At 60.9% G+C, this 12,379-nt stretch carries 11 protein-coding genes and 2 pseudogenes; 8 read left to right on the plus strand and 5 right to left on the minus strand.

The window, feature by feature from the left end; translation table 11 throughout:
- Positions 1-98 precede the first annotated feature (98 nt).
- The 3 genes from ggt to AC3IX1_RS24155 all read left to right on the plus strand — a co-directional run bounded on the left by ggt (position 99) and on the right by AC3IX1_RS24155 (position 2,784).
- Positions 99-1,931, plus strand: a complete 1,833-nt coding sequence (gene ggt / locus AC3IX1_RS24145; protein ID WP_489386086.1) for a gamma-glutamyltransferase — start codon at positions 99-101, stop codon at positions 1,929-1,931.
- A 175-nt stretch (positions 1,932-2,106) separates the two neighbouring features.
- On the plus strand, positions 2,107-2,409 hold the full coding sequence (locus AC3IX1_RS24150) for a type II toxin-antitoxin system HigB family toxin (protein WP_489386087.1): 303 nt from the start codon (positions 2,107-2,109) through the stop codon (positions 2,407-2,409).
- Between the two features lie 3 nt (positions 2,410-2,412).
- A complete protein-coding gene (locus AC3IX1_RS24155) occupies positions 2,413-2,784 on the plus strand; it encodes a helix-turn-helix domain-containing protein (RefSeq protein WP_489386088.1) in 372 nt (123 codons plus the stop codon).
- A 57-nt stretch (positions 2,785-2,841) separates the two neighbouring features.
- On the opposite strand, the gene ddlA is transcribed toward AC3IX1_RS24155, so the two are convergent.
- Positions 2,842-3,936 carry a D-alanine--D-alanine ligase gene (gene ddlA / locus AC3IX1_RS24160; protein ID WP_489386089.1) on the minus strand — a complete coding sequence of 365 codons (1,095 nt, stop codon included), beginning with the start codon at positions 3,934-3,936 and terminating at the stop codon, positions 2,842-2,844.
- Positions 3,937-4,101: 165 nt separating this feature from the next.
- Here ddlA and AC3IX1_RS24165 point away from each other — a divergent pair, with 165 nt between their 5' ends.
- Both AC3IX1_RS24165 and AC3IX1_RS24170 read left to right on the plus strand, forming a co-directional pair.
- Positions 4,102-4,911 carry an AraC family transcriptional regulator gene (locus AC3IX1_RS24165; protein ID WP_489388782.1) on the plus strand — a complete coding sequence of 270 codons (810 nt, stop codon included), beginning with the start codon at positions 4,102-4,104 and terminating at the stop codon, positions 4,909-4,911.
- Positions 4,912-4,987: 76 nt separating this feature from the next.
- Entirely contained in the window at positions 4,988-5,356 is a 369-nt protein-coding gene (locus AC3IX1_RS24170; RefSeq protein ID WP_489386090.1) for a cupin domain-containing protein, read from the plus strand.
- A 12-nt stretch (positions 5,357-5,368) separates the two neighbouring features.
- On the opposite strand, the gene AC3IX1_RS24175 is transcribed toward AC3IX1_RS24170, so the two are convergent.
- The 4 genes and pseudogenes from AC3IX1_RS24175 to AC3IX1_RS24190 all read right to left on the minus strand — a co-directional run bounded on the left by AC3IX1_RS24175 (position 5,369) and on the right by AC3IX1_RS24190 (position 8,821).
- A complete protein-coding gene (locus AC3IX1_RS24175; protein ID WP_489386091.1) occupies positions 5,369-5,968 on the minus strand; it encodes a flavin reductase family protein in 600 nt (199 codons plus the stop codon).
- A gap of 106 nt (positions 5,969-6,074) precedes the next feature.
- Positions 6,075-6,635 (minus strand): methyl-accepting chemotaxis protein, encoded by a 561-nt coding sequence (locus AC3IX1_RS24180; RefSeq protein WP_489388783.1) that lies wholly within the window; start codon positions 6,633-6,635, stop codon positions 6,075-6,077.
- Positions 6,615-7,454, minus strand: a pseudogene (locus tag AC3IX1_RS24185) (PAS domain-containing protein); the annotation flags it as partial. The gene AC3IX1_RS24180 and the pseudogene AC3IX1_RS24185, both read right to left, overlap by 21 nt.
- Positions 7,455-7,507: 53 nt before the next feature.
- Entirely contained in the window at positions 7,508-8,821 is a 1,314-nt protein-coding gene (locus AC3IX1_RS24190) for an MFS transporter (protein WP_489386092.1), read from the minus strand.
- A gap of 200 nt (positions 8,822-9,021) precedes the next feature.
- On the opposite strand from AC3IX1_RS24190, the gene AC3IX1_RS24195 reads away from it, so the two are divergent.
- From AC3IX1_RS24195 to AC3IX1_RS24205, 3 genes and pseudogenes are all read left to right on the plus strand, one after another.
- Positions 9,022-10,440: a short-chain fatty acid transporter gene (locus AC3IX1_RS24195; protein WP_489386093.1), complete on the plus strand. Its 1,419-nt coding sequence runs from the start codon at positions 9,022-9,024 to the stop codon at positions 10,438-10,440.
- Between the two features lie 93 nt (positions 10,441-10,533).
- A complete protein-coding gene (locus AC3IX1_RS24200) occupies positions 10,534-11,706 on the plus strand; it encodes a hypothetical protein (RefSeq protein WP_489386094.1) in 1,173 nt (390 codons plus the stop codon).
- A 145-nt stretch (positions 11,707-11,851) separates the two neighbouring features.
- Positions 11,852-12,377, plus strand: a pseudogene (locus AC3IX1_RS24205) (SET domain-containing protein).
- Positions 12,378-12,379: the final 2 nt, after the last annotated feature.

Consider the following 12,379-nt stretch of genomic DNA (forward strand, 5'->3'; position numbering starts at 1 on the left):
AAGGACAAAAACATCGGTGCCGCAGGACCCGGTTTGCGTCCCTCCCGGTCGGCCGATAAAGTCCACTGATCGTAGATCCAACGGATGGAGTACACCGCGTGTTCTCAACCTTCTCTTTGCGCCGCTATCGCCTGCCAGCCCTGGTTCTGCTCGCCAGTGCCTTGACCCTGGCTGCGTGCAACAACGCCTCGGTGCCGACGCTGCCGCTCGCACCGGAAAGCGCTTCGGGCTTTCGCACCGACCTGAAAACCCAACACGCCGAGAAATACATGGCCGCGGCGGCCAACCCGCTGGCGGCCGAAGCCGGGCGGGAGATGCTGCGCCGGGGCGGCTCGGCCATCGACGCGGCAATTGCGATGCAAGCGGTGTTGACGCTGGTCGAGCCACAGTCTTCGGGCATCGGTGGCGGCGCATTGATCGTACTCTGGGATGGCAAGGCCGTGCGCACCTACGACGGGCGTGAAACTGCTCCGGCCGGTGCCACCGAGAAACTATTCCTGCAAGCCAACGGGCAACCCATGGGCTTCAACCAGGCGCAAATCGGCGGTCGCTCGGTGGGTACGCCGGGCGTACTGCGCGCCCTGGAGTTGGCCCATGAAAAACATGGACGCCTGCCTTGGGCACAACTGTTTGAACCAGCCATCCGGCTCGCCGAAAAAGGCTTCGCCATTTCGCCACGCCTGCACCAGTTGATCGCTGCGGATTCGTCCATGCCGCGCTCGCCGGAAATGATGGCCTACTTCCGTAATGCCGATGGCAGCCCCAAAGCCGCCGGCACGAACCTGAAGAACCCGGCGCTGGCGGCCGTGTTCAAACGCATCGCCCACGAAGGTGCCGATGCCCTGTACAAAGGCCCGGTCGCCGAGGAAATCGCCGCCAGGGTGCAGGGTCACGCCAACCCCGGCAACCTGTCCGTGAGCGACCTCGCCCACTATCAGGCCAAGGAACGCGCGCCGCTGTGTACCGATTACAAGCGCTGGCAAGTCTGCGGCATGCCACCACCGTCGTCGGGCGGGATCGCCGTGGCGCAGATCCTCGGCACGCTGCAAGCCCTGGAGGCTCGCGATAAGCGCCTGGCGCTGGCACCGCTCAAACCGGTCAAGACCACAACTCCTGCCGGCATCGAGCCCGATCCGCAAGCTGTGCACCTGATCTCTGAAGCCGAACGCCTGGCCTACGCCGACCGCGCTCAGTACGTCGCTGATACAGACTTCGTGCCCGTGCCGGTAAAGGGCCTGGTCGACCCGGCCTACCTCGCCAGTCGCGCCGCCCTGATCGGTGAACGCAGCATGGGCACGGCCAAACCCGGCACTCCACCGGGCATTCAGGTGGCCTACGCGCCGGACCGTTCGCCGCTGCGGATTTCCACCTCGCAAGTGGTGGCCGTCGATGACGCCGGCGGCGCCGTGTCGATGACCACCACCATCGAATCGGCGTTCGGCTCGCACATCATGGTTCAGGGTTTCATGCTCAACAACGAGATGACCGACTTCTCGTTCATCCCCGAGGAAAACGGGCAAAAAGTCGCCAACCGCGTCGAGCCCGGCAAACGCCCGCGCTCCTCCATGGTCCCTACCCTGATCTTCGACCGCCAGAGCGGCGAATTCCTTGCCACCGTCGGCTCCCCCGGCGGCTCGCAAATCATCGAATACGTGGCCAAATCCAGCATCGGCCTGCTCGACTGGAACCTCGATGCCCAGGCCGCCATCAACCTGCCCAACTTCGGCAGCCGCAACGGCCCGACCGAACTGGAACAGGGACAGTTCAGCCCGACGCTGATCCAGGCGCTGAAAGACAAAGGGCACAGCGTGAGCGAAATCGACATGACCAGCGGGACCCAGGCGATTGTTCGGGTCAAGGACGCCCGAGGCAAAGCGTCGCTGACAGGCGGGGCCGATCCTCGGCGTGAAGGGCAAGCGTTGGGGGATTGAGTCGTACGCGGGGATGAGAAAGGGCTTACCGGTGGGTAGGCCCTTTTTATTGGTAAAGAGTCCAGGTCGCCTCGATCCCGCTGCTTTTTCCTACCCACAAATATTTGCGTCCTGGTTAGAGTTTCCGCGCCTCCACAGACTTGCATCAGTCCCACGATGGGACTAGGATCATGCCATGAGAATCATCGCCATCAATCAGCTGAAGCAATTTTGGGAGAGATACCCGAGCTCAGAACAACCCTTGTTGGCCTGGATTGACGAGGTAAGAAATGCAGCCTGGAAAACGCCTGCCGACATAAAGCTGCACTTCGCTACAGCCAGCATTCTCAAAAGCCGCAGAGTCGTGTTCAACATCAAGGGTAACGACTTCAGGCTGATAGTCGCCGTGGCTTATCGCTTTGGCGCCGTGTACATAAAATTTGTCGGCACTCACAAGCAGTACGACACGGTCGACGCTGATAACGTCGAAATGGAGTAACCCATGAACATTCATCCAATTCACACCGAAGAGGATTGCCGCGCCGCTCTCAAGAGCGTCTCTGCACTGTTTGAGAATGAACCAGAAATTGGCACTCCCGAGGGAGATTACTTTGACATCATGATTACGCTGATCGAATCGTATGAGTCGAAGCACTTCCCGGTCGACTTACCCAATCCTATCGATGCGATCAAATTCAGAATGGAGCAGTCCGGGTTGTCCGCCGCCGATCTTGCACCTGCCATCGGCCGCACAAATCGTGTTTATGAAGTACTCAATGGCAAGCGAGCGTTGACGCTTCCGATGATCTGGAAACTGCACGAACTGTTCGGGATACCCGCCCAGAGCCTGATCAAACCGGTCAAGCACGCTTGATCAGGGTCGGCTCTTGCAATCATACCCACCGATAAAACGGACGATGCAGAACTCCGCTTATCGACTGATTTTCAACCCCTGCCGAACCTGGTGCTTTTCCAGCGCCAGCTCGATCAGTCGCGTCACCAGTTCGCTGTAGGTCATACCGGTGGCCTGCCACAGTTTCGGGTACATGCTGATACGGGTGAAGCCGGGCAGCGAGTTGATTTCGTTGATCAGCACTTCGCCGCTGTCGGTCAGGAACACGTCGACGCGGGCCAGCCCGGAGCAGCCCAGTACCTGGAACGCTTCGACGGCCAGGGCGCGAATGCGCTCGCTGGCCTCGACGCTGATATTGGCTGGCACCACCACTTCAGCAGCCGTGTCGTCGATGTACTTGCTGTCGTAGGAATAGAACCCGCTGCGCACCACGATCTCACCGCAGCCACTGGCGATGGCGTCTTCATTGCCGAGCACCGCGCATTCAATCTCACGGCCGCTGACGGCGGATTCGATCAACACCTTGGTATCGAAACTCAAGGCCAGCTCCACCGCAGCAATGTACTCAGCCTCGTCGGTGACCTTGCTCACGCCCACGGATGATCCCTGATTCGCCGGTTTGACGAACAGCGGCAAACCCAACTTGCCCTGCGCCTCGGCAAACCCGGTGCGCGCCGCCGTGGCGCGGGTCAATGTCACGAACGGCGTCACGGCCAGGCCGGCATCACGCAGCAGGCGCTTGCTGATGTCCTTGTCCATGCACACGGCCGAGCCGAGCACATCGGAGCCGACAAACGGCAGATCGGCCATGCGCAGCAAGCCTTGCAGGCAACCGTCTTCACCGAGGGTGCCGTGGACAATCGGGAAGATCACATCGACGTGACCGAGCATTTCCTGACTGGAGGTTTCCACCAGTTGCTGGCTGGCCTTGCCCGGCACCACGGCCAGTTCGCGATTGGACTGATTGAGGGCGATCAGCGCCGGGTTTTCCTGGTTCAGCAAATAGTTGGAAGGGTCGTTGAGGTGCCAGTGGCCTTGTTTGTCGATGCCGATCAGCACCGGCTCGAAGCGTGAACGATCCAGCGCATCGACGATGTTTTTCGCCGACTGCAACGACACCTCATGCTCGGCCGAACGGCCCCCGAAAATGATCCCCACGCGCAACTTGCTCATGACCTGGCCTCATCCTGACAAATAAAAAACAACCTGTAGCGAATGCGCCCCACAGTGCAGTATTTGCCCTTGGTTTTCTAGCGGACAAGCCGCCTTCCGATCAGAAGACAGCGAACCGCCGGGTGGGTTACCGTGTTGCGCATCAAGCTCAAGACGATCATCACCATGGCCAAGCCTCCGCCTCGTAATGACTGGTTCCTTCGCGCGCCCGATGTCGGCGGGCTGCAGCGTTTCGAGGCGTTTTTTGCCGGTCATGGCTACGACCTTCACCGCCACGACACCTATGCCATCGGCCACACCCTGGCCGGGGTGCAGAGCTTTCAGTATCGCGGCGGCTGGCGTCACAGCCTGCCGGGCGCAACGATCGTGCTGCACCCGGACGAAGCCCACGATGGCGAGGCCGGCACCGAGTCCGGTTTCCAGTACCGGATGATGTACATCGAACCGGCGCTGATCCAGCAGATGCTCGGTGGGCAAGCGCTGCCGTTCATCAAGACCGGGCTGTCGAACGACCCACGCCTGTTCGCCGCGACGGGAGCGCTGCTGCGCAGCCTGGATTGCCCGCTCGACCCACTGGAAGAACAGGACGCGCTGTTCGATCTGGCACAAGCCTTGAGCACGGTTTCCGGTGTGCCGACCAAACGTTCGGGGTTCGACTATGTCGCTGCACAGCGCGCCCGGGAATACATCCACAGCGCCCTCGATCGCACGGTGACCCTGGATGAACTGGCGCAGCACAGTGGCCGGGACCGCTGGAGCCTGTCCCGGGATTTTCGCCTGTTGTTCGGCACCAGCCCCTACCGCTACCTGACCATGCGGCGCCTGGATATGGTCCGTGCGCTGCTGATCCAGGGTCAGAGCCTGGTTAGCGCCGCGCTGATCGCAGGCTTCACCGACCAGAGCCACATGACCCGGCAATTCAGCAAGACCTACGGCCTGTCACCGGCCCGCTGGATGAACATGCAGCGCCGTTGAGCCACGCACAATCGTACAAGAAGCGCGTTGAGTCGCTGGCTATCGTGGGTTCACCAACCACCGCGAGAGCTGTTACATGAACGCTTACGAAAGCCTGAACTTCGCTGAAAAAATCAGCCGGATCGATTCCCACTGGTCACCCCGGGTCATCGCCGAAATGAACGACTACCAGTTCAAGGTGGTGAAGCTGCTGGGGGATTTCATCTGGCACGACCATCTCGATACCGACGAAACCTTCATCGTGCTCGAAGGCCAGTTGCGCATCGACTTTCGCGATGGCCACGTGCTGGTGAACGCCGGGGAAATGTACGTGGTGCCCAAAGGCGTCGAGCACAAGCCCTGTGCCGAGCAGGAGGTAAAACTCCTGCTGATCGAACCCAAGGGCGTGCTCAATACCGGCAGCGAAGGTGGTGAGCGCACGGCCGAGAATGATGTGTGGATTTGATCGCTGACCGACTCAAGCCTGCAAGGTCTTGCCGTCCACCGGCTCGCCAATGGTCAGGAAGTGCCCGCCCGCCACGTGGTGCAAGGTGCGCAGGGCATCTTGCCCTTCGAAGTGCCAGCGGCCTTCGCTGAACACACGTTCGTCAGCCTGGGCGGCAATCACTTCGGCCAGGAACAGATCGTACTGCTGATGGTTGTTCGGCTCCGGCAGCAGGCGACATTCCAGCCAGGCCACGCAGCCTTCGAGCATCGGCGCATCAACCGACTCGCCGGTGAACGTCTGCAGGTCGTAGGTCTCAAACTTGTCGCGCCCCTGGCCCTGGGTCAATTCCAGGCCGGAGGTCGAACCGACGGTCTGCACAATGTCGGCCTGGGCAGCGCATGGGACGTTCAGCACAAAAGTGCCCGAGGCCTCCAGCAACTGGCGAGTCCAGGTGGACTTGTCCAGCACCACGGCAATTTTCGGTGGTTCGAAATCCAGCGGCATGGCCCAGGCTGCCGCCATGATATTGCGCCGGCCATCGTGGGCGGCGCTGACCAGCACCGTCGGGCCATGATTGAGCAGACGATAGGCCTTGGACAAGGGAACCGGACGGCGGTGGGAAGCGTTCATGGATGTCTGCTCCTAGGGCAAAGAGCCGATTGTAACGGGATAAAACACGCTGAAATGAAAAGATCGCTAATGGCGATCTTTTCATTCGGCGGTCAGAACGCGGGGCTCAACTCACCAACTGATTGGCAAACTGCCCCACCGCATTGACCACTTTCTGCGCGCCGTCCTGAATCTCGACAATCACCGTCCCCGCTTCCGCCGCCAGCGCCAGGCCTTGCTCGGCCTGAAGCTTGCCGTCGGTCATCAGGGCCACGGCGTTGCGCGCCATGTCCTGGTTCTGCCGCACCACGAGGACGATTTCGTCGGTGGCCTGGCTGGTGCGCGAAGCCAGTTGCCGAACCTCATCCGCCACCACGGCGAACCCCCGCCCCTGCTCGCCCGCACGCGCCGCTTCGATGGCCGCGTTGAGCGCCAGCAAGTTGGTCTGCTCGGCAATGCCGCTGATGGTTTTGACAATGGTACCGATCACCAGCGACTGCTCGTTCAGGGCTTCGATGCCTTCGCCGGCGGTTTGCATATGCCTGGCCAGATCGCGCATCACGTCCACGGCCTGGGTCACCACGGCGTTACCACGCTGGGCGCTTTGGTCGGTTTGCTGCGAGGTGCTGTAGGCAATGTTGGCGGCCTCGGCGACGGCTTGTTCCTGATTGACCTGGTCGGTAATCACCGTGGCGAACTTCACCACCTTGTAGAGATTATTGTTGGCATCGACCACCGGGTTGTAGGACGCCTCCAGCCAGACCGTACGACCATGGCTGTCGACCCGTTTAAAACGGTTGGCCACGAATTCGCCCGCGTTCAGGCGACGCCAGAAGTTCTGGTACTCGGCACTGTTGTAATCCGCCGGCTCGCAGAACATGCGGTGATGTTTGCCTTTGATCTGCGCCAGGCTGTAACCCATGCCGCTGAGGAAACGGTCGTTGGCGGCGAGCACATTGCCATTGAGGTCGAATTCGATCACCGCCGTGGAGCGCACCAGTGCGCCGATCAGGTTCTCGTGTTCGCGGGAGGCCTCGATGGTGCGGGTCAGGTCGCTGGAGAAGATCGAATAATGCCTGATCCGCCCATCCGCCGAGCGCACCGGTTGCAGGATCGAACGCAACCACGCTTCCTGGCCGGTACCGCGCAACAGGCGCACTGCGCCGGCGAAGTGCTCGCCACGGGTCAGCGCGCTCTTGAAACGCAGTTGGAACTCATCGGATTTCACGTGATCCGGAACGAGGTCGTCGATGTGTCGGCCAATCAGGTCACCGCTCTTGTAATGCATTTCGCCGAGGAAGTTCTGATTGACCGACTGTACCCGTCCATCGCTGTCGAGGGTCAGCACCAGCATCTCGCTTTCCAGGCTTTCCTTCACCTGCTGGAGGCTGGAGAGTTCTTCACGAAGAGCCGACAGCTCCTGCTTCAAGCGTTTATTGAACATGGGAAAGCACCGATGGACAGGGGTAGAAGCGATATGCAGCCTAACCATCGGCCTTGGAAACATTTACTTAAGCGTGTTTCAGGCTTGCCCTGTAAAAATAGTTACGACGCGCACAATCAATGCGCGCCAGCCGCAGCACAGCCTGCGATTCTCGGCATCCGTGCACCGAAATAAGCCCCACTGCCCACGCCCACCGCCCCCATCACCGCACTGAACATCACGCAGATCCATGGACTCCATGGCATCAGACCGATCAACAGCAGCGGTGTGACACTCGCCCATGCGGCGTAGGCAATGTTGTAGGTGAACGAGATCCCCGAGACGCGAATCCGCGCCGGGAACAGGCTGACCATCACCGATGGCACCGCGCCGACCACCCCGCAGGCCAACCCTGCCACGGCGTAGGCCAGGCCGATCCAGTCGCCGCCCATGATCAGGCAGGCATACAGCACGCCGATGCCCAGCGGCAGCAGCAGGCTATAGAGCATTACCGTGCGCCAGGCGCCGATGCGATCGACCAGCAGCCCGGCGAGCACGCAGCCGATGTTCAAGAACACGATGCCCAGTGCGCTCAAGGCGAAGGTACGGCTGGCGGTCATGCCAAAGGTTTTCTGCATCATGGTCGGGGTGATGACCACGAACACCACCACCGCCGAGGTCAACACACAGGTGAGGATCATCGCCGGCAATATGGCCAGGCGATGCTCGCGCAAGACCGTGCGCAGCGGCAGTTCGCCGGCCGCTTCGCGTTGCGCCTGCATGGCCATGAACACCGGGGTTTCGCTGAGCCAGCGACGCAGCCACACACCAATCACACCGAACACGCCGCCCAGCAGGAACGGGTAACGCCAGGCGTAATCGAGGATTTCCGCCGGGGTGAAGGCCTGCGCCAGGAAGGTCGCGGTCAATGCACCGATCAGATAGCCGAAGGTCAGCCCCGCCTGCAGGAAACCCAGGGCATAGCCTCGGTGACCGACCGGCGCGTGCTCGGCGACGAACACCCAGGCGCTCGGCACTTCGCCGCCCACCGCTGCCCCTTGGAGGATGCGCAAGGCCAGCAGCAGCAAGGGTGCGAAATAGCCGATTTGCGCGTAGGTCGGCATGATCCCGATCAGCAGGCAGGGCAACGCCATCATCAGGATGCTCAGGCTGAAGACTTTCTTGCGCCCCAGACGGTCGGCGAAGTGCGCCATCAGGATGCCACCCAGCGGTCGCGCCAGGTAACCGGTGACGAAGATCCCGAAACTTTGCAGAAGGCGCAGCCACTCGGGCATTTCCGGCGGGAAGAACAACTGGCTGAGGGTCAGGGCGAAAAACACGAAGATAATGAAGTCGTAGATTTCCAGCGCCCCGCCGAGCGCGGCGAGCCCGAGGGTCTTGTAGTCCGAGCGGCTGAACGGCATCGGGCGCAAATCGGTGTTGGCAGTCATGTAAAGAACTCTGGCACAGGCAAAAACCAAGGCGCCCATGGTCTACGCAAACGCACCGGCGGACAACCCGTTAGACCAAAGTCCTATAGCCACGAAACAGCCCCGCAAAAATCCTCGGCTTGAATTAATGTTGGCGCCTGTCCAGACGGGCGGTTACTGCCCCGAAGACCACGACAAACATAAAAATCCGAGGTACCCCCGTGGCCGCTGATATCGAAGATAGCCGCTCCGCCCGCTTTGCCCTGCGCTGCTCAAGTTTTGCCGAACGCTGGTTTCCCGACTCCTGGGTGTTTGCTGCCCTGGCGGTGATTATCGTGGCCCTGGCCACCATGGCGATGGGTGCCAAGCCCACCGATGCCGCGATGGCGTTCGGTGACGGCTTCTGGAGCCTGATTCCCTTCACCATGCAAATGGCCTTTGTGGTGATCGGTGGCTACGTGGTCGCCAGTTCGCCACCGGCGGTGAAACTGATCGACCGACTGGCAAAGCTCCCGAAAAACGGCCGCTCCGCCGTGGCCTGGGTCGCGCTGATCTCGATGGTCGCGTCGTTGCTGAATTGGGGCCTGTCCCTGGTGTTCGGCGGATTGCTGGTGCGCGCCCTGGCCCGCCGCACCGATCTGAAAATGGACTACCGCGCCGCCGGTGCCGCCGCGTACCTGGGTCTCGGTGCTGTGTGGGCGTTGGGCCTGTCGTCATCGGCCGCACAATTGCAGGCCAACCCGGCCAGCCTGCCGCCATCGATTCTTTCGATCACCGGTGTGATTCCGTTCACTCAGACGATTTTCCTCTGGCAGTCCGGCGTGATGTTGCTGGCCTTGATCGTCATCTCGCTGATCATCGCTTATGCCACCGCGCCAGGCCCGAACTCGGCACGTGACGCCAAGGCCTGTGGTGTCGATCCGAGTTTCAACCTGCCACCGCTGCAACCACGCACTCGCCCCGGCGAATGGCTGGAACACAGCCCGCTGCTTACGATTCTGCTGGTGTTGCTGGCAGCCGGGTGGCTGTTCCATGAGTTCTCGACCAAACCGGCCATCAGCGCGATTTCCGGGCTGAACACCTACAACTTCCTGTTCATCATGCTGGGCGCCCTGCTGCACTGGCGTCCGCGCAGCTTTCTGGACGCCGTGTCCCGCGCAGTGCCGACCACCACCGGTGTGTTGATCCAGTTCCCGCTGTATGGCTCGATCGCCGCTCTGATGACCACGGTCAAAGGCGCCGATGCGCAGACCCTGGCGCACCACATCTCGACCTTTTTCGTCAGCATTGCCTCCCACGACACCTATGCCCTGCTGATGGGCGTGTACTCGGCGATCCTTGGCTTCTTCATTCCGTCCGGCGGCGGCAAGTGGATCATCGAAGCGCCGTACGTGATGCAGGTGGCCAATGACCTGAACTATCACCTGGGCTGGGCCGTACAGATCTACAACGCCGCCGAAGCCTTGCCGAACCTGATCAACCCGTTCTACATGCTGCCGTTGCTGGGCGTGCTGGGATTGAAGGCGCGGGACCTGATTGGCTTCTCGTTCGTGCAGTTGCTGGTGCACACGCCGCTGGTGCTAGTGTTGTTGTGGGCACTGGGGACGACGCTGGCGTATTTGCCGCCGGTAATGCCGTAACCAAAAAAAGGGCCGGTATTGATATCGGCCCTTTTTGTTTCGCCCTGTCTGTTTCAGTATCTGCTGGTCTTATACGCTGAAAAGGATCTGAGCATGTTCAAACTCGCGGCACTCACCCTCGCAGCCCTCACCCTGAGCACCACCGCCCACGCCGATGTCAATTTGAAGCTGGGCACTACCGAACGCGTTACCCGCCTCTTCGCCTACCCCAACAACTGCAACGTGATCTGCTTTCGCAACTGGACGCTCGAGCAAACCGTCGAGCATTACCTGACACAGAGCGTGCAGCGCGATGGCTACGGCGAGGCGAAGGTCCTGGTCAAAACCGACAATGGTCAGCTCCACGCGGAAATCATCGGCGTGCCCAACGGTTATGAAAAACCTTTGGCAGCGCTGCTCGACGCCGGTGACCTGGCCTACAACGGCGCCAGCAAACTGAATGCCGATGGCAAGTGGGCATATAGCTGGTATCTGTTCCTGCCACTGGGCATGGCCCTGGAGAACCGCAAAAGTGTCGAACTGCTGCACTTCCCGCCCGACTATTCGCTGACCCAGGCCCAGGATTACCTGAAGTCCGCCACCACAGATCGTTGGGCCACGCTGCTGACTGCCAATGGCATCCCGGCCGAGCAGACGCCGGGCTACCAGACAATCATCGACATCGCCCCGATTGCCGCGCCGTCCAACGCGGGCAAGGACCTCGAAGGCGTCTACGGCTACTTCAAGGATTACCAGACCACCATGGTCAAGGAAGTCAGTCTGAACGCCAGCGGCGCAGCCCTGCCGATGGTCGCCTTCGGCACGCCGGTACGTAACTGGATCAAAGAGCAATACGGGCAGACGGTGAACGTGTTGAGCCTGGTCCAGATCACCCCGGACAATGGCGTGAAAGTCCCCGTGTTGGGCTCCAACCACCCGAGTTACATTTGGTATGCCGCCGATCCGGCAAGCTATTCAGGCAGTGACGCCCAGGCCAAGGCCGATGCCGCAGGCCTGAAAGTCATGGGTCAGGACTTGAGTGCTGCATGCTGGCAGGCCGCCATGGGCCGCCAACCTGACAGCAATCCGGACGTTGAGCTCAATACCTGCAGGCAAACCTGGCAAGTGGCCCAGAAAGAAAAAACCTGCGAGCTGTTCTACACCTCGATCCGCAACCTGTCGCCCCAGCAGGCTGTGGGTAAATGCGCGACAGCTTCGATCGTGTCCCAGCTCAAACAGCTCAAGGCCCCGGCGCCAGCCACGGCGAAACCGGCTCCGCCGCTGTAGCCCGATGAACGGCGGTCAAATCTGTCACTTATGACAGTAGACCGCCCGTAACAACTGCGAGAGGCTTGGGCTGAACCCATGTGCTGCTGTGCCGACAGGACCGTCGGCCAAGGAAGTCGCAGCACCCTAGCAGACAGGGATCGTTATGAAAGCTCACGCCCCTCAACGAAAACGCCCACAACCGCCGCAAGGTATTTACCCCTTTTCGGAGCTACCCGTTCGTCTGGGATTTCCTTCCCTGGCCGACTTCGAAATCATTGAAAACGCCAAGGGCGAAGCCACGGCTGTTGCCGCACGGCGCGAATTCCCACGGATCACTCGTCTCTGCCGGGCGTCGGGGGCACTTGCTGCCCTATCGCTGCCGGCATACCCGGCAACTCGCCCCGGGTGTGCACGTCTACGACCCGCGCTTCTGCGGACTGTTGCGCCACTCCTGCGACCCCAATGTCTTTCTCGACTTGAGCGAGTTGTGGTTATGGACGCTGAAGGACATCAGCAAGGGCGACTGGCTGACCATGGACTTCGCCATCAGCGAAGACAAACTGCAACGCCAGTTCGCCTGCCAGTGCGGCTCATACGAGTGCCGTGGCTGGATTACCGGCTACGACGAGTTGCCAAACGCCGACGGCCAGCTGTTTTTGCAACAGTGGCGTCGGCGAAGTCTGTATTGAAG

The organism is Pseudomonas sp. KH_046_2, assembly GCF_057838985.1.